The following is a 16,598-nucleotide window of genomic DNA, read 5'->3' as shown; positions in this document are numbered from 1 at the left end:
GACAGACCGACCCGAACCGGAAAGACAAGGACTGCCGGGAACCCCCCAAAGGAACGGGACGGACGTTCCTTGGACATACGGCGGGATCAGCGATGAGCCGGGGAAGTCGGGACACGGCAGACCACACATCCGGCCCCCTCAATGGGCAATCGGGACCGATGGACGCGTCAGATCGCTACGCGCTTCTCATTGCCTAGCGTCCGCAGCCCGCCTGGAGCCGCTACCCGCACAAAAGGCCAACGAGATGGGCATCCGGGGCCGGTGGGCGCATCGGATCGCTACGCGCTTCTCTTTACTCGGCGGCTCGCCGACGTCTTGGGCTGGGATGCCCTGCCGGTTGGCCTGTGGTGCCGGTACCAGCCCAAAACAGTCCGCAGGCGCCGGAATATGGGCAGCGCGTAGCGATCTGACGCGCCCACCGGCCCGGAGGACGGCCCGATTGGCATCTCGTGCGGGTAGCGGCCACAGACGGCCGCCGGACGCCGAGAAATGAGGAGCGCGTAGCGATCTGTTGCGTGGGGCGGCATCGGATGCCGCTTACAGCTCACGGGGCCGGATGCCCGGTCTGCCGGCCCCCGGTCTGCCCGGCTGGTCGCTGATCCCGCCGGTCCTCTGATCTACATCCGTCCCGTTCCTTTGGGGGGTTCCCGGCAGTCTTCGGCGTTTCGTGGCGGGTCGGGCTGTCAAGGGTGGAGCGTAGCGACATCGCGTAGCGACGCGACGAAGGAGCGCTCTTGACTGACCGGCCCGACGCGGAAGGACGATGAGACTGGCGGGAAACCCCCAACCCTCCCTGAGACCGCCCGGCTCAGATCCCGACCCTCCTGGCCCCGCCCGGCTGTCCAGCCCCGTCCGCCGGGACCCCGCCCCCAGCCCACCGGCCTGCACCCGGGGAGGCGGGTGGGCAGCCGCCGCCCCGCCCCCGGCACCTCGAGGGGGAGATGGCGGGCCCCCGCCGCGAGCCGCCCGCCCGCGGCCCCGCCTCCTCAGAACGCCGGGCGTTCCGGGTCCAGGTCGGCTCGGCCTTCCGCCGGGGACGAGGCTTCCGCGAAGCGGCGTTGGGGGATGCGGCCCGCGCGGTGGGCCAGGCGGCCCGCCGTGACGGCGTCGCGCATGGCCGCCGCCATGAGGACCGGGTCCTGGGCGCGGGTCACCGCCGAGGCCAGCATGACGCCCGCGCAGCCCAGCTCCATAGCCAGGGCGGCGTCCGAGGCCGTGCCCGCTCCCGCGTCGAGGATCACCGGGACCCCGGCCCGCTCCACGATCAGCTCGAAGTTGTGCGGGTTGCGGATGCCCATGCCGGAGCCGATGGGGGAGCCCAGCGGCATGATCGCCGCGCAGCCCACGTCCTCCAGCTTGCGGGCCAGCACCGGGTCGTCGTTGGTGTAGGGGAGGACGGTGAAGCCCTCGTCGACGAGTACCTCCGCCGCGTCGAGCAGTTCGACCCCGTCCGGCAGGAGGGTCCGCTCGTCCGCGACCACCTCCAGCTTGATCCAGTCCGTGCCCAGTGCCTCCCGTGCCAGCCGGGCCGTCAGTACGGCCTCGCCGGCGGTGAAGCAGCCGGCGGTGTTGGGGAGGACCGCGATGCCGAGCCGGGACAGCACGGACAGGACCGAGCCCTGGACCGTCGGGTCCAGGCGGCGCATCGCGACGGTGGTCAGCTCGGTGCCGGAGGCGATCAGGGCGTGTTCGAGGATCTCCAGGCTCGGGGCTCCGCCCGTGCCCATGATCAGGCGGGAGGAGAAGGTCCGGCCGCCCAGGGTGAACAGGTCGTCGGCCATCGCGCTCAGCCTCCCTGGACCGCGGTGAGGACCTCGACCCGGTCGCCGTCGCCGACGGCGGTGTGCGGCCACCGGCCGCGCGGGACGACGGTCTCGTTGAGGGCGGCGGCCACCCCGGAGGGGGCGGTGGTCAGGGTGGCGACCACCGCGTCGAGGGTGGTGCCGGCCGCGATCTCGCGCGGCTCGCCGTTGACGGAGATGGTCATGCGAAGGACTCCTGACGCGTGGAGGAGAAGCGGCGGGGGGTGAAGGGGCGGGCGATCTCCGGCACGGCGCCGGTGGTCAGCAGCTCCGCCATCACGTCGCCGGTGAGCGGGGTCAGCAGGACGCCGTTGCGGTAGTGGCCGGTGGCCAGGTGCAGCCCGGGCAGGTCGGTCGGGCCGAGCAGCGGCGCGTTGTCGGGGGAGCACGGGCGCAGCCCGGCCCGGGTCTCGACCAGTGGGAGCTCGGTGATGCCGGGGACCAGCTCGTGGGCGTCGCGCAGCAGCTCGTAGACCCCGCCGGCGGTGACGGTGGTGTCCCAGCCGAGTTCCTCGCTGGTGGCGCCGACGACGAGCTCGCCGTTCTCGCGCGGTACGAGGTAGACGTGGCTGCCGCGCACGACGGCCCGTACCGTCCGGGACAGGAACGGGGCGTAGGCGGGCGGGACGGCCAGGCGCAGCACCTGTCCCTTGACGGGCCGTACGGGTGGCAGTACCTGTTCCGGTACGCCTTCCAGCCGGCCGCTGAGCGAGCCCGCGGCCAGGACGACCTGGTCGGCGCGGAGCTCCGTGCCGTCGTCGAGCAGTGCTCCGCGGGCCTGGTCGGCGGTGACGAGGAGCCGGCGTGCGGCGGCCCGGTGGATGGTCACCCCGGCCCGTTCGCAGGCGGCCAGGAGTGCGGCGGCGAGCCGGCGCGGGTCCACCTGGTGGTCCCCGTCGACGCGCAGTCCGCCGCGTACCCCGGGGGCCAGCATCGGCTCCAGGCGGCGGCACTCGCGGCCGGTGAGCCATTCGGACTCCAGGCCGCAGCGGCGCTGGAGGGCGTGGAGTTCGCGCAGGTGGAGGCGGTCGTCGGCGTCGAGGGCGACGGCCAGGGTGCCGCAGGCCCGGTAGCCGAGGTCCATGCCGCCGCTGGCCTCGGTGAGCTCGGCGGCGAACTCCGGGTAGCGGGCGGCGGAGGCCACGTTGAGGCCGAGCAGGGTCTCCTCGCCGTAGTGCAGTTCGGTGACGGCGGCGAGCATGCCGGCCGCGACCCGGGCGGCGCCGCCGCCGGGGTCGGGGTCGGCGAGCGCGGTGCGCAGCCCCCGCCGGGCCGCCCGCCAGGCGGTGACCAGGCCGATGATGCCGCCACCGATGACGAGGACGTCATCGCCCCGGTGGTCGGATCCCTTGTCGGATGCGTGCATGGGCGTCCAGCCCCTCCCTTCGCCGGCATGACCCGGATCAGGTTCGTACGGTCGGAGGCCGGCCAGCCTCCCTCTCAGCCCGGTGCGCCCGGACTCCCGCGATAGGTACGGTGGCCAGCGTAACCCCGGGGCCGGTGCCGGGTAAGGCTGCCTCCCTCCGCCCGCCTCCCTCCGCCGTTCCGACCCGGCTTTCCTGACGGGCCGTCAGGTGACTAGGCTGACCGTGTGAGCGAGCAGACGGAACAGACGAAGCCCGGTGTCGTGATCGTCGGCGCCGGAATGGCCGGGGTGCAGACCGCGGTGGCCCTGCGGGAACAGGGCTGGACGGGCCCCGTGACCCTGCTGGGCGCCGAACCCCACCAGCCCTACGACCGGCCCCCGCTGTCCAAGGCGGTGCTCCTCGGCAAGGCCGAGGACTCCGCCTTCGACGTGGACTTCGAGGGCCTCGGCATCACCCTGCGCCTGGGGACGGAGGTCACCGGCCTGCGCGCCGCCGACCACGAGGTGGACACCGAGGCCGGCCCGGTCCCGTACGAGGTCCTCGTGCTGGCCACCGGAGCCACCCCCCTGACCCTGCCCGGCGCCGGCGGTGTCCCCGGCGTCCACCTGCTGCGCACCCTCGACGACGCCGCCCGGCTGCGCCCCGTGCTGGCCGCCGCCCCCGCCGCCGTCGTCGTCGGGGCCGGCTGGATCGGCGCCGAGTTCGCCACCGCCGCCCGCGAGGCCGGCTGCGCCGTCACCGTCGTCGAGGCCGCCGACCAGGTCCTGGCCGGAGCCCTGCCCGCCGAGGTCGCCGCCCCCATGGCCCGCTGGTACGAGGCCGCCGGCGCCACCCTGATCACCGGAGCCCGGGTGGCCGGGGTCGAGGAGGGCCGGGTGCTCCTCGCCGACGGCCGCGAGCTGCCCGCCGGGGCCGTCGTCGTCGGCATCGGCGCCCGCCCCGCCACCGACTGGCTCGACGGGAGCGGGGTCGAGCGGGGCCCGGACGGCTCCGTCACGGCCGACGCCCACCTGCGGACCTCCCTGCCCGGGGTGTACGCCGTCGGCGACTGCTCCTCCTTCCCCTCGGCCCGCTACGGGACCCGGCTGCTGGTCCACCACTGGGACAACGCCCTCCAGGGCCCCCGCGCGGTCGCCGCGAACATCGTCGCGGGGGATGCCGTCCAGGCCTACGACCCCGTGCCGTACTTCTGGTCCGAGCAGTTCGGCCGCTTCGTCCAGTACGCCGGCCACCACGGCGGCGCCGACACCCTGCTGTGGCGCGGCGCCCCGGACGGTGACGGCTGGTCGGTGTGCTGGCTGCGCGAGGGCGTCCTCGTCGCCGTCCTGGCCGTCGGCCGCCCCCGGGACCTGGCCCAGGGCCGCAGGCTGATCGAGGCGGGCACCCCGGTGGATCCGGCCAAGGTGGCCGACCCGGCCGTCCCGCTGAAGTCGGCGGCCGCCTGACGCACCCCCGGCGGGGGCCGTGACCGGACGCGGCCCCCCGATCCGGGCGGATCCCCGCCCATGGGGACGGACCCGGACGGACGGGGCCGGGTACCGGCGGCTCCGCCGAGGTGGCAGGCTTGTGTCCGTGACCGAGATTGACGCAAAGATCGATGCCCTCGTCCCCTCCTGGCTGTACCTCCCCGACATCGCGGAGATGCTCGACCTCGAGGTGACCAGGGTCCGCCAGATGGTCAAGGAAGGGCAGCTCATCGCCGTACGCCGGGGCGAGAACCGCGCCCTGCAGGTTCCGGCCCAGTTCATCGACGGCGACAAGGTCGTCAAGGGACTCGTCGGCCTGCTGACCGTGCTGCGCGACGACCGCTTCTCCGACGAGGAGATGCTGGAATGGCTCTTCACCGAGGATCCGACCCTGCCCGGCACCCCCGTGCAGGCGCTGCGCGAGAATCGCGGCACGGAGGTGAAGCGGCGCGCCCAGGCGCTCGCCCTCTGACCGGCTGATCCACAGGTGTGCGGGCGGGCCGGGGTACCCTCGGCCCGCCCGCACACCGCTATCACCAGGGGGTACTCCCATGCAGCAGCTGTCCGACGCCCGGCTCTACCTGTGCACGGACGCCCGCAAGCGGCAGGGCGACCTCCCCGAGTTCCTCGACGCCGTGCTGGCCGGAGGCGTGGACATCGTCCAGCTCCGCGACAAGGGCATGGAGGCCGGCGAGGAACTCGAACACCTCCAGGTCTTCGCCGAGGCGGCCCGCCGGCACGGCAAGCTCCTCGCGGTCAACGACCGCGCCGACGTCGCGCACGCCATCGGCTCCGACGTGCTGCACCTCGGCCAGGGCGACATCCCCGTCCCCGCCGCTCGCGCCATCCTCGGCCCGGACGTCCTGATCGGGCGCTCCTGCCACGCCGAGTCCGAGGTGGACGCCGCCGTCGCCGAGCCCGGCGTGGACTACTTCTGCACGGGCCCCTGCTGGCCCACCCCCACCAAGCCCGGCCGCTACGCCCCCGGCCTCGGCCTCGTCCGCTACGCGGCCTCCCTGGAGCAGGACCGCCCCTGGTTCGCCATCGGCGGCATCGACGCGGGCAACCTGGACGAGGTCCTCGACGCCGGCGCCACCCGCGTCGTGGTCGTCCGCGCCCTCACCGAGGCCTCGGACCCCGGCGCGGCCGCCGCCGACCTGGCCAAGCGCGTCCGCGCCCGCCTCGCCTAGCGGATCCCGGGCCGGCCGCCCGCGCCGCGTACTCGCGGACCGTTCGAGTCCTGGTCGAGCCCGCGCCAGGGTGTCCAAAAATCTGTCCAATGGATGGACAGCGCTTCGGCGTCCGCCGGGGCGCGTCTAACCTGCCCATATGGCCCTTGGTACCGCTTCCACCTGGTCGGACCGTGCACACACGGTCCGCGACCTCCTCGCGTCCGGAGCCTCGTATTCCTTCGAGTTCTGGGCTCCCAAGACCGAGAAGGGCGAGCGCAACCTCTGGAACGCGCTCCGCCGGATCGAGGCGGTCTCCCCGAGTTTCGTCTCCGTCACCTACGGTGCCGGCGGCTCCACCCGGGGCGGCACCGTCCGCGCCACCGAGCAGATCGCCGCCGACACGACGCTGACCCCCGTCGCGCACCTCACCGCCGTGGACCACTCCATCGCCGAGCTGCGCCACGTGATCGGCCAGTTCGCCGACGCCGGCATCCGCAACATGCTCGCGCTGCGCGGGGACCCGCCGGGCGACCCCATGGGTCCCTGGGTCAAGCACCCCGAGGGCGTGGACTACGCCGCCGACCTCGTGCGCCTGCTGAAGGAGTCCGGAGACTTCTGCGTCGGCGTCGCGGCCTTCCCCGAGATGCACCCCCGCTCGGCGGACTGGGATTCGGACATCCGGCACTTCGTGGACAAGTGCCGTGCCGGGGCGGACTACGCCATCACCCAGATGTTCTTCGATCCCGAGAATTATCTGCGGCTGCGCGACAGCGTCCAGAAGGCGGGCTGTGAGACCCCGATCATCCCCGAGGTCATGCCTGTTGTGGGTATCAAGCAGCTCGACCGACTGCCCCAGCTGAGCAACGCCGTCTTCCCTGACGCCGTGAAAGACCGCATGCTCGCCGTCAAGGACGATCCGGCCGCTGTACGCTCCATTGGCATCGAGTTCGCCACGGAGTTCTGCGCGCGGCTGCTGTCCGAAGGTGTTCCGGGACTGCACTTCATCACGCTGAACAATTCCACGGCGACTCTCGAAATCTACGAGAACCTGGGCCTGCACCAGCGGGCCTGACCGGCCGTCTCCCGTCTCCCGCGCGGTACGGCCGTACCGAGAGGGGCCTTGCATGGGAATGACGGTCCTCTACATCGCGTTCGGTTTCGTCGCGTTGTGGCTGCTTGCCGAGGTCCTGATGCAGTACAAGGCCCGGCTGCGCTGGCGCCTGCTCGCCTTCGCCGGGTTCCTCGGCGTCGTGGCCGGGGTCGTGCTGCCGTCGGTGCTGGTCATCGCCGCCGGCGCGGCCGCCTTCGCCGTCGGCCAGACCCTGGTGACGCTCTCCTTCCGCAAGGGCTTCGTCGCCGGCTGGGCCCTGCGCAAGGGCAAGGGCGAGGCGCCCGCGCGCAAGGAGGGGCAGAGCAGACGCCGCCGCTCCGGTGGCGGCGCGCCGCGCCCGGAGCCCGCGCTGGAGGTGACCGGGCTGGAGTACGGCTCCCAGGCTCCGGCCGGCCCGCGCGACGGCGACGACGACCGTGAGGAGCGGAACGTCTTCACCCCGCAGCCGGTGCCCGAGGAGACCGGCTCCTACGGGATACAGAGCTTCGCCCCCCAGCAGCCCGACGCCACCGCCGCCTTCGCCTCGCCGTTCGCCGCCGACGGACAGGACGGCGGACAGCACGCCCCCTACTACGACCCGGCCCAGGGCGCCCAGGGCGGCTACGATTACGGCACCGGCTACCCGGCGGGCGACCAGCAGGTCTACGCCGCCTACTCGGACCCGTACATCGGCACCGGCGGAGCCGTCTCCCCGGGCCAGCCGTACGACTACCCGCAGTACGACCCCGCGCAGCAGCAGTACTCCATGGACACCCCGCCCGGCGGGGTCTGGGTCCCGCAGCAGCGCGCCACCGACGCGGCCCCGCAGCCCTACCCGGAGCAGGACCCCCAGCAGCAGCCGCCGCAGGGGTACCCGTACCAGGGCAACGGCGAGTACGGGCAGTACCGCCACTGAGGTGAACGAGGGGAGGGCCCGGCTCGCGCGAGCCGGGCCCTCCCCTTTCCCCGCGCCCCCGGCGCCGGGGGTTCACTGCGAGCCGCGGAACTCCGAGCCCTCGACGATCAGGCCCGCCACCAGGGCCCCGGTCATCCCCGCGTGCGCCAGCCCGCCGCCGGGGTGCGCCCAGCCGCCCGCGAGGTACAGCCCGGGCAGCCCCGTCGCGTTGGCCGGGTACAGCAGACGGCCGCCGTCGCCCGGCAGGGCCGGGGCGGGCACCGAACCGCCGAGGGCGCCCGTGGCCGCCTCCACGTGCGCGGGGGTGCGCACCTCCTGCCACATCAGCCGCTTGCGCAGGTCGGGTACGGCCCGCGCGGCGAGGTCCAGCAGCTTCTCCGGGTCCGGGACGGCCGCCCCGCCGGCGGGGCCGCACACCGCGCTGACGGTGACGGCCTCGTGGTCCGCGTCGGGCCGGGTGGACGGGTCGTCCGGGCGCAGCACCGTGACCAGCTGGACGGCGGCGGAGCCGGGGGAGTGCACCAGCGTGCGGTGGACGGCGTCGTCCGGGCGGCCGCCGCGCAGGGCGAGCAGCAGGGTCAGCCGGCCGGGCACCGAGTCGCCCCGGGCCTGCACGCTGCCGCGCGGCCAGGACACGGAGCCCGCCGGGAGCTGGCGCGGGTCGATCCCGCAGACCACGGAGTCGGCGGCCGCCTCGGTGCCGTCGGCCAGCCGGACCCCGGCCGCACGGCCGTCGCGGCTCAGGACGGCCTTCACGGGAGCCCCGAAGACGAACTCCACCTTCCGCTCCAGGCAGCGCTCGTACAGGGCGGTGGCCAGCTCGCGCAGGCCGCCCCGGACGTACCAGGTGCCGAAGGTCTGCTCCATGTACGGCAGGGCGGCCGCGGCAGCGGGCGCCGAGTCGGGGTCGAGCCCGTACGCCAGGACCCGTCCGCGCAGCAGTTCCCCGAGCCCGCCGCCGAGTTCGCGCCGGGCGACCTCGGCCAGGGTCGGCTGGCGGCGGCGCAGCAGGCCGCTGCCGCGCAGGGCCGGGTAGGGGTCGCGGCCGAGGACCTGCCAGTCGGGGCGCAGCGGCTCCTCCAGCAGGGGGCGGCGGGTGGCGTCCCAGGTGTCGCGGGCGCGGCCCAGCAGGTCGTTCCAGCGCTCGCCGGCGCCCGCGCCGAAGGTCTCGTCGAGGGCGTCGGCGACCCCGCCCCGGGAGGTGCCGGGGAGGGTGACGGCGGCGTGGTCCAGGACGTGCCGGACGGCCGGGTCCACCTGGACCAGCTCGACGAGGTCCTCCAGCGGCCGCTTGCCGGTCTTCACGAAGAGGTCGCGGTAGACGGCGGGCAGGTGGAGCAGCCCCGGCCCGGTGTCGAAGGCGAAGCCGTCGCGCTCGTACCGGCCGAGCGCGCCGCCGTAGGTGGAGCCGCGCTCGTACACCGTCACCTGGTGGCCCGCCACGGCCAGCCGGGCCGCCGTCGCCATCGCGCCCATGCCGGCGCCGATCACCGCAATTCTTGCCATGGCGCTGAGCCTATCGAGCGAACGCGGGGCCGATCGAGCGAGGTCAGCGGGTCAGCCGGTCAGCGCGGGGGCGCCCCGCGGACCGCGGCCATCCGTTTCTCCTCGCGGCGCTGGGCCCGCCGTCGCCGGAAGCGCCGGATGCGGCTCCAGAGGAAGGCCAGTATGGCGAGGCCGAGGGCGAGCAGTACGGCGGCGATGACCGCCGCGGCCGTCGGGTGGAATATGGCGAAGGTGACGATGCCGCCCACGCCGAGGTCCTCGGCGAAGCTCAGCAGGATGTTGCTGACGGGCTCGGGGGAGGTGTTGACGGCCATCCGGGTGCCGGCCTTGACGAGATGGCTGGCCAGCGCGGTGGAGCCGCCGAGGGCTCCGGCGGCGATGTCGGGCAGCGAACCGCTCTGCCCGGCCAGCAGGGCGCCGACCACGGCTCCGGAGAGGGGGCGGATCACCGTGTGGACGGAGTCCCAGACGGAGTCCACGTAGGGGATCTTGTCGGCGACGGCCTCGCACAGGAACAGCACGCCCGCCACCACGAGCACGTCGGTGCGCTGGAGGGAGGCCGGGACCTCGTCGGTCAGGCCGGTCGCGCCGAAGATGCCGAGCAGGAGGACCACGGCGTAGGCGTTGATCCCGCTGGCCCAGCCGCTGGTGAAGACCAGGGGGAGCACACTCACACGGGCATCATGCCGTAGCGGGGGAGGAGCGTGGGCGTCCGGGTGGGGGAAAGGCGAAAGCAGAACGCCGAGGGACGGCCGCGATCACGCGGCCGTCCCCCGGCGGACGGAATGGGTGAGGGGGCTACTGCCCCTGTTCGTCCCGGCGGCGCTGCCACCGTTCTTCGATCTTGGTCATCATCGACCGACGCTGCCGGTTGCGGCCGTGGGCCGAACCGCCTGCACTTCCGGAGACGGGCTGCTCGCCGGGCTTGGGTGCCTTGCGCCAACCGGTGACCACGAGGACCGTACAGGCCAGCATGACGAGGAATCCCACCACGCTGATCCAGAGCACTTCCTGCCAGATCACACCGGTCATGAGGAGCGCGATACCCACCACAATGCCTGCGACTGCCTGGTAGACCCGTCGCCGGGTGTACGTGCGCAGTCCACTGCCCTCAAGCGCTGTCGCGAACTTGGGGTCTTCGGCGTACAGCGCTCGCTCCATCTGCTCGAGCATTCGCTGCTCGTGCTCCGAGAGCGGCACGGGAGTCCTCCTCATCCGTCGGTCGCGGGGGGTAGCGACCAGGGGTCCCCTTCAGGATAGGCGGGGAATCGCCCCCGTGATACCCGCCCTCTACGCCACATTCTGTAAATCGCTGAGCGAGAAACCACTGCGTAGACAACCACTGCGTGAAACGTACCGTCACCAGCGCGGTCACTGAGGCGCTTATTCCCCAATGAGCGGTCCGCCATGCCGAGCGGTGGTCCGATCATACGGGTCACGGCGCGGGAACGGAGGGGTCTCGCGCAGGTCACTCCGGAGCGGGCCCGCAGATCAGGCGCGCTTCTCGCCCAGGACGTGCAGCTGCGTGGCCACCGCGTGGAAGGCGGGCAGCTCTGCCGCGGCCTCCTCCAGTCGCAGCAGCGCCTCCACCGCGCCCGGCTCGGTGTCCACCAGGACGCCGGGCACCAGGTCGGCGAAGATCCGTACGCCGTGCACGGCGCCGACCTCCAGGCCGGCCCCGCCGACCAGCTCCGCCAGCTGCTCGGCGGTGAAGCGGCGCGGCACCGGGTCGCCGGAGCCCCAGCGCCCGGCCGGGTCGGTGAGGGCGTTGCGGGCCTCGGTGAAGTGCCCGGCCAGCGCCCGCGCGAGGACGGCCCCGCCGACGCCGGCGCCGAGCAGGCTGAGGACGCCGCCGGGGCGCAGCGCGGCGACGGCGTTGGCCACGCCCTCGGCCGGGTCGTCCACGTACTCCAGCACGCCGTGGCAGAGCACCACGTCGTACGCGTCCCGCTCGACGACGTCCAGCAGGCCCTGGGCGTCGCCCTGGACCCCGCGCACCAGGTCGGCGACGCCCTCCTCGGAGACCCGGCGCTCCAGCCCGAACAGCGCGTTCGGGCTGGGGTCGACCACGGTCACCCGGTGGCCCAGCCGGGCGAGGGGCACGGCGAACCTGCCGGTGCCGCCGCCGGTGTCGAGGACGTCCAGGACATCCCGCCCGGTCGCCTTCACCCGGCGGTCGAGGGCCTCCTGGAGGACCTCCCACACCACGGCGGTGCGGAGGGAGGCACGGGGGCGGGAAGTGTCCGACACGGCTGATGGCTCCTCGGCGGGGTGAGTGCGGGATGCGGTGCGTCCCCCACCCTATTGCCTCGGCCGACCGTGCAGCTCATCCCGCGTCCGGACGCTCCGGACGGGGCTGCGGGAGGGGCTGAGCCGGGGGTTGCAGCGCGAGCATCCGCTCCACCAGGCGCAGGAACGTCCCGGCCTCCCGGACGAGGTCGTCCGCCTCCCGGCTGCTCGCCGCGTCCGGTATCCCCGCCTCGGCCCGGGCCCGGCGGGCGGCGCCGGAGGCGAAGAGGGCGCTCCACTCGGTCAGCTCCGGCGCTATCTCCGGGAGCACCTCCCACGCGCTGCGGATCCGGGGCCGCCGCCTCGGGTTGACCGGCTCGGGCCGGCCGCGCGCGGCGAGCACCGCCGCGGCGGCACGCAGGGCGGCGAGGTGGGCGGTGGCGTACCGCTCGTTGGGCCGGGGCAGCAGGGCCGCCTCGGCCAGGCCCCGGTGGGCCTTGGCGAGCAGGTCCAGGGCCGCCGGTGGTGCGGCGGCCCTGCGCGGGACGGGGTGGACAGGGGACGGGGACGGTGTGGCCATGACGAACCTCCTGTCGTTGCGTGGTGCTCGGCGGTGCCGGTGGTGCGTGCGTGTACGTGGATCCATCGTGACGGGCCCCACTGACAATCGCCCTGACCTGCACTTTCTCCCCCAAAGTCCCCCTCTTGCAGCGACCTTGGTCCCGAACCTGCTAGTTTTTGAACTGACCGGTCAGTTCAAAAGAAGGGGGAGGGCGTGGACAGCCCGCACGGCGCCGCCGTCAAGGCCGAGGGCTTCGGACTCAAGGGCCCGCGCGGCTGGGTCTTCCGCGACATCGCCGTCGACGCGCAGCCCGGCTCGCTCATCGCGGTCGAAGGCCCCTCCGGCAGCGGCCGCACCTGCCTGCTCCTCGCCCTCACCGGGCGGATGAAGCCCACCGAGGGCCATGCGGACGTCGGCCGCCACCGCCTGCCGAAGAAGATGGCCGCGGTCCGCCGGACCACCGCCCTCGGCCCGGTCCCCGGGGTCAACGACCTCGACCAGGCCCTCACCGTCGCCGAGCAGCTCCACGAGGGCGCGATGCTCCAGCGGCGCTACGACGCCCCCGTGCGCGCCCTGCTGCGCCGGCGCGGCGCGCACGCCCCGGTCCCGGCGCGGGTCCGGATCGAGCAGGCCCTGGCCGTCGTCGGGCTCGACCCGGCCACCCTGCCCAAGGGCATGCGCACCTCGGTGCGGGACCTGGAACGGCTGGAGGCCGTGCGGCTGTCCGTGGCCATCGCCCTGCTGGGCGGCCCCCGGCTGCTGGCCCTCGACGACCTCGACCTCAAGCTCTCGGACGCCGAACGCGCCGAGGCCTGGAACCTGCTCCGCTCGGTCGCGGCCCGGGGGACCACCGTCCTCGCGGTGTGCAGCGAGGCGCCCGAGGACGCGACGGTCGTCCGCACGGGCCCCCGTCCCGAGCCGGCCCCCGCAGCCGAGCCGGCCGCCGCGCCCCTCGCCGAGACCCCGAAGGTCACCTGGGGCCTCACCCAGCCGGACGCCGGAACCGAGACGGGAACCGCCGAAGCCGCAGCCGAGGCCGTAACCCGCGAAGACGAAGCCGAAGCCGCAGCCGAAGCCGCCGAAGCCGTAACCGACGAAGCCGAAGACGAGAAGGGGGCGGACGATGCGCTCGCCGAAACTGGCCGCGCTTGAGCTGAAGCGGTTCGGGCGGGGGAAGCTGCCCCGGGCCGCCCTCGTCGCGCTGCTCCTGCTGCCGCTGCTCTACGGAGCCCTGTACCTCTGGTCGTTCTGGGACCCGTACAAGCGCCTCGACCAGGTCCCCGTCGCCCTCGTCAACGCCGACAAGGGCGCCACCGTGAACGGCGAGCACCTCGACGTCGGCGGTGAGCTGACGAAGAACCTGCGCGAGCGCAAGACCTTCGACTGGCGCGTGGTCAGCGCCGACGAGGCGGCCAAGGGCCTGGAGGACGGGAAGTACTTCCTCTCCCTGACCATGCCCGCCGACTTCAGCGAGAAGATCGCCTCCAGCGGCGGCGCCGACCCCACCACCGGCGCCCTCCAGGTCCGCACGAACGACGCCAACAACTACATCGTCGGCTCGATCTCGCGCACCGTCTTCTCCGAGGTCCGCTCGGCCGCGTCCACCAAGGCCTCCCGCAGGTTCCTCGACAAGATCTTCGTCTCCTTCTCCGACCTCCACGACAAGACCGCCGAGGCCGCCGACGGCGCCGACAAGCTCAAGGACGGCGCGGGCAAGGCCCAGCAGGGCGCCAAGGACCTCGCCGACGGCCTCGACACGGCCAAGGAGAAGTCCGGCGAGCTCACCGGCGGCCTGAACAAGCTGAACGAGGCCGCGGGCAAGCTGGAGACCGGCTCCCGGCAGGTCGCCGAGGGCACCCAGAAGGTCGCCGACCTGGCCAACGGCGCGGCGGAGAAGGCCCGCCCCTTCGTCAAGGACCCCAAGAACCTCGCGGACACCGCCAAGCTGGTCGGCGACACCGCCCACGTCGTCAACCTGCACCTCGCCAAGTTCGCCGAGAAGGCTCCCGCCGCGGCCGCCCTCACCAAGCGGGTCGCCGACCGCACCGACGCCTTCTACACGAAGTACTGCTCGGCCTCCGCCCAGCCGGCGCCCGCCTTCTGCGCGGACGCGAAGACCGCCAGGGACGACGCGGCCCAGGCCGCCCTGCTCAGCGGTGACGTCAACACCGTCCTCGGCAACTCCAAGGGCGACCTCACCAAGCTCCAGGGGCAGCTGACCGACCTGGAGAACAAGGCCCGCGAACTCGCCGACAAGGCCCCCGGCCTCGCCGGCGACCTCAACGCCGCCGTGACCAAGGCCAACGCCCTCAACGACGGCGCCCACCAGGTCGCCGACGGCATGGTCAAGCTCCACGCCGGCATCGGCACCGCCGCCGGCGGCTCCGGCAAGCTCGGCGAGGGCGTCGGCAAGCTCGGCGACGGCGCCCAGCGGCTGGGCGGCGGCATGGTCAAGCTGGTCGACGGCACCGGCGAACTCGCCGGCGGCCTCCACGACGGCGCGGGCAAGATCCCGGACTACGACCAGCGCCAGCGCGACGCCCGTACGCAGGTCATGGCCGACCCCGTGCAGCTCGCCAGCGACCCCCTGCACAAGGCGCCCAACTACGGCACCGGCTTCGCGCCGTACTTCATCCCGCTGTCCCTCTGGGTCGGCGCGATGGTCGCCTACATGCTGATCGCCCCCATGAACAAGCGGGCCCTGGCCGCCGGCGCCTCGTCCTGGCGGATCGCCTTCGCGGGCTGGCTGCCCGTGGTCGGCCTCGGCGCCGCGCAGGTGGGCGCGCTGATGTCCGTACTGCACTGGGGCCTCGGCCTGGAGATGGCCCACCCGGCCCTGACCGTCGCGTTCCTGGTCCTGGTCACCGCCTGCTTCGCGGCGATCATCCAGTGGCTCAACGCCAAGTTCGGCGCCGCCGGACGCATCCTGGTCCTCGCCGTCCTGATGCTCCAGCTGACCTCGGCGGGCGGCACGTACCCCGTTCAGACCAGCCCCGGCTTCTTCAACGCCATCCACCCGTACCTGCCGATGTCGTACATCGTCGCGAGCCTGCGCCGCCTGATCACCGGCGGCGACCTCACCCCGGTGTGGCAGGGCTGCGCGGTCCTCGTCGCCTTCACCGCCGGGGCCCTGGCCCTCACCGCCCTCGCCGCCCGCGGCAAGCAGGTGTGGACGATGGACCGGCTGCACCCGGAACTGAGCCTGTAAGGGGCCTTTGACCTGTGAGAATCAGCGCCATGGAAAGCAGCAGCACCACCGCCGGCGGGGCCCGGCGGCAGGCCACGCGACAGAAGCTGTACGAGGCGGCCGTCACCCTCATCGCGGAGCAGGGCTTCTCCGCGACCACGGTCGACGAGATCGCCGAGCGGGCGGGCGTGGCCAAGGGCACCGTCTACTACAACTTCGCGAGCAAGACCGATCTCTTCGAGGAGCTCCTGCGGCACGGGGTCGGACTGCTGACCGCCTCGCTGCGGGAGGCCGCGGACGAGACGGAGGGGCGCGGCGGCACCCGGATCGAGGCCCTCGACGCGATGATCCGGGCGGGCCTGGTCTTCATCCACCGCTACCCGGCCTTCACCCAGCTCTACGTCGCCGAACTCTGGCGGACCAACCGGGCCTGGCAGGGCACCCTGATGGTGGTCCGGGGGCAGGCGGTGGCGGTCGTCGAGTCGGTGCTGCGGGAAGGGGTCGAGCGCGGGGAGCTCAGCGCGGAGATCGACGTGCCGCTGACGGCGGCCGCGCTCGTCGGGATGGTGCTGGTGGCCGCGCTGGACTGGCAGGCCTTCCAGAGCGAGCGGTCGCTGGACGACGTGCACTCGGCGCTGTCGCTGCTGCTGCGTGGGCGGGTCAGCGGGAGCCGGTGACCCCCGGTCGGCGGTGCCGTGGCCCCCGGTCGGCGGCGTAGAACTGAGTATCCGTACCTAGGTACACAGATGAGTACCCGTACGGATGGGCTCCCACCTGCGGAAACCGCAGACTGGGGGTTGGGGACAGGGGCAGGCCGGCCGGCCCGCACCGCGGACACGGGGCCGCGGAGCGGTCGGCTGCTGCCCGGGGAACAGAACGCCGGTGCGGCGGGGCTCAGGGGGAACGAGCCCGGCCGCACCGGCGTTTTTCCGTGTCCTGGGGGCTCCGCCCCCAGACCCCCGCGCCCCAAACGCCGGCGGGGCTGGATATCGTCAGCCCCGGTTGCGGAGCGGGACGCGGATACGCCCGCCGAGGCGGGACGCCGTGGCGGACACCGCCGACAGCCGGGCCGAGACGGCGGCGGCGACCCGGGCCCCCGAGCGCGGCAGCAGCAGCGCCCGCAGGCGGGACCACCGTCCGAGGCCGCCCAGCAGCGCCGCCCGGGCGGTGAGGACGTCCGCGGCCAGCCCGGGGTAGGGGGCCTCCGCGCCGGGCGGGGCGTACAGCTCCCGCTCCACCGCGCCCGCCACCCGGTGCACGGCCTCCGCGGCCCCGCCCTCCAGCGACCGCAGCACGGCCTT

Annotated in this window: 16 protein-coding genes, 1 pseudogene and 1 riboswitch; of the genes and pseudogenes, 8 read left to right on the top strand and 9 right to left on the bottom strand. The window is 73.7% G+C overall.

Translation table 11 applies throughout. The features are described 5' to 3' along the window. Positions 1-986: 986 nt before the first annotated feature. From AB0O29_RS29430 to thiO, 3 genes are all read right to left on the bottom strand, one after another. A complete protein-coding gene (locus AB0O29_RS29430) occupies positions 987-1,781 on the bottom strand; it encodes a thiazole synthase (protein ID WP_365157389.1) in 795 nt (264 codons plus the stop codon). Between the two features lie 5 nt (positions 1,782-1,786). Next, a complete protein-coding gene (thiS, locus tag AB0O29_RS29425; RefSeq protein WP_365157386.1) occupies positions 1,787-1,987 on the bottom strand; it encodes a sulfur carrier protein ThiS in 201 nt (66 codons plus the stop codon). Then, entirely contained in the window at positions 1,984-3,168 is a 1,185-nt protein-coding gene (gene thiO / locus AB0O29_RS29420) for a glycine oxidase ThiO (RefSeq protein ID WP_365157383.1), read from the bottom strand. The genes thiS and thiO overlap by 4 nt, the downstream gene beginning before the upstream one ends. Next, a riboswitch (TPP riboswitch) is annotated at positions 3,166-3,278 on the bottom strand. It overlaps the preceding gene by 3 nt. A gap of 115 nt (positions 3,279-3,393) precedes the next feature. Here thiO and AB0O29_RS29415 point away from each other — a divergent pair. From AB0O29_RS29415 to AB0O29_RS29395, 5 genes are all read left to right on the top strand, one after another. Beyond that, positions 3,394-4,614: an FAD/NAD(P)-binding oxidoreductase gene (locus AB0O29_RS29415; protein ID WP_365157380.1), complete on the top strand. Its 1,221-nt coding sequence runs from the start codon at positions 3,394-3,396 to the stop codon at positions 4,612-4,614. 127 nt (positions 4,615-4,741) lie between these two features. Then, a complete protein-coding gene (locus tag AB0O29_RS29410) occupies positions 4,742-5,107 on the top strand; it encodes an Rv2175c family DNA-binding protein (RefSeq protein WP_365157377.1) in 366 nt (121 codons plus the stop codon). Positions 5,108-5,186: 79 nt separating this feature from the next. Continuing rightward, entirely contained in the window at positions 5,187-5,825 is a 639-nt protein-coding gene (thiE, locus tag AB0O29_RS29405) for a thiamine phosphate synthase (protein ID WP_365157374.1), read from the top strand. Positions 5,826-5,964: 139 nt separating this feature from the next. Continuing rightward, positions 5,965-6,879, top strand: coding sequence for a methylenetetrahydrofolate reductase [NAD(P)H] (metF, locus tag AB0O29_RS29400; protein ID WP_365157371.1), 915 nt, complete (start codon positions 5,965-5,967; stop codon positions 6,877-6,879). Between the two features lie 52 nt (positions 6,880-6,931). Next, positions 6,932-7,813: a hypothetical protein gene (locus AB0O29_RS29395; RefSeq protein ID WP_365157368.1), complete on the top strand. Its 882-nt coding sequence runs from the start codon at positions 6,932-6,934 to the stop codon at positions 7,811-7,813. A 72-nt stretch (positions 7,814-7,885) separates the two neighbouring features. Here AB0O29_RS29395 and AB0O29_RS29390 read toward each other — a convergent pair whose 3' ends face one another. The 5 genes from AB0O29_RS29390 to AB0O29_RS29370 form a co-directional block, all read right to left on the bottom strand. After that, the gene (locus tag AB0O29_RS29390) at positions 7,886-9,319 is read right to left on the bottom strand and encodes an NAD(P)/FAD-dependent oxidoreductase (protein WP_365157365.1); all 1,434 of its coding nucleotides are present in this window, start codon (positions 9,317-9,319) and stop codon (positions 7,886-7,888) included. Positions 9,320-9,378: 59 nt separating this feature from the next. Then, positions 9,379-9,993: a DUF4126 domain-containing protein gene (locus tag AB0O29_RS29385; protein ID WP_365157362.1), complete on the bottom strand. Its 615-nt coding sequence runs from the start codon at positions 9,991-9,993 to the stop codon at positions 9,379-9,381. 124 nt (positions 9,994-10,117) lie between these two features. Beyond that, entirely contained in the window at positions 10,118-10,519 is a 402-nt protein-coding gene (locus AB0O29_RS29380; RefSeq protein WP_344153937.1) for a DUF3040 domain-containing protein, read from the bottom strand. 291 nt (positions 10,520-10,810) lie between these two features. Continuing rightward, positions 10,811-11,569, bottom strand: coding sequence for a methyltransferase (locus tag AB0O29_RS29375; protein WP_365157358.1), 759 nt, complete (start codon positions 11,567-11,569; stop codon positions 10,811-10,813). Positions 11,570-11,645: 76 nt separating this feature from the next. Then, positions 11,646-12,128 carry an SAV_6107 family HEPN domain-containing protein gene (locus AB0O29_RS29370; RefSeq protein WP_365157355.1) on the bottom strand — a complete coding sequence of 161 codons (483 nt, stop codon included), beginning with the start codon at positions 12,126-12,128 and terminating at the stop codon, positions 11,646-11,648. 195 nt (positions 12,129-12,323) lie between these two features. Between AB0O29_RS29370 and AB0O29_RS29365 the strand changes: the two genes are divergently transcribed. From AB0O29_RS29365 to AB0O29_RS29355, 3 genes are read left to right on the top strand one after another with little or no spacing between them, the layout of a single operon-like run. Next, complete coding sequence (locus tag AB0O29_RS29365) at positions 12,324-13,262, top strand: ATP-binding cassette domain-containing protein (protein WP_365157352.1); 939 nt, start codon at positions 12,324-12,326, stop codon at positions 13,260-13,262. Then, the gene (locus tag AB0O29_RS29360; protein ID WP_365157349.1) at positions 13,234-15,318 is read left to right on the top strand and encodes a YhgE/Pip domain-containing protein; all 2,085 of its coding nucleotides are present in this window, start codon (positions 13,234-13,236) and stop codon (positions 15,316-15,318) included. The genes AB0O29_RS29365 and AB0O29_RS29360 overlap by 29 nt, the downstream gene beginning before the upstream one ends. Before the next feature lie 29 nt (positions 15,319-15,347). Further along, positions 15,348-15,974: a TetR/AcrR family transcriptional regulator gene (locus AB0O29_RS29355; RefSeq protein ID WP_365157346.1), complete on the top strand. Its 627-nt coding sequence runs from the start codon at positions 15,348-15,350 to the stop codon at positions 15,972-15,974. Between the two features lie 315 nt (positions 15,975-16,289). On the opposite strand, the pseudogene AB0O29_RS29350 reads toward AB0O29_RS29355, so the two are convergent. Continuing rightward, positions 16,290-16,598 (bottom strand): annotated as a pseudogene (locus tag AB0O29_RS29350) (transglutaminase); the annotation flags it as partial.

Source organism: Streptomyces sp. NPDC089915 (assembly GCF_040684675.1).
Taxonomy (GTDB): Bacteria; Actinomycetota; Actinomycetes; order Streptomycetales; family Streptomycetaceae; genus Streptomyces.
Note: the sequence above shows the minus strand (reverse complement) of the source record. Positions and strands in the feature narration are given on the sequence as shown.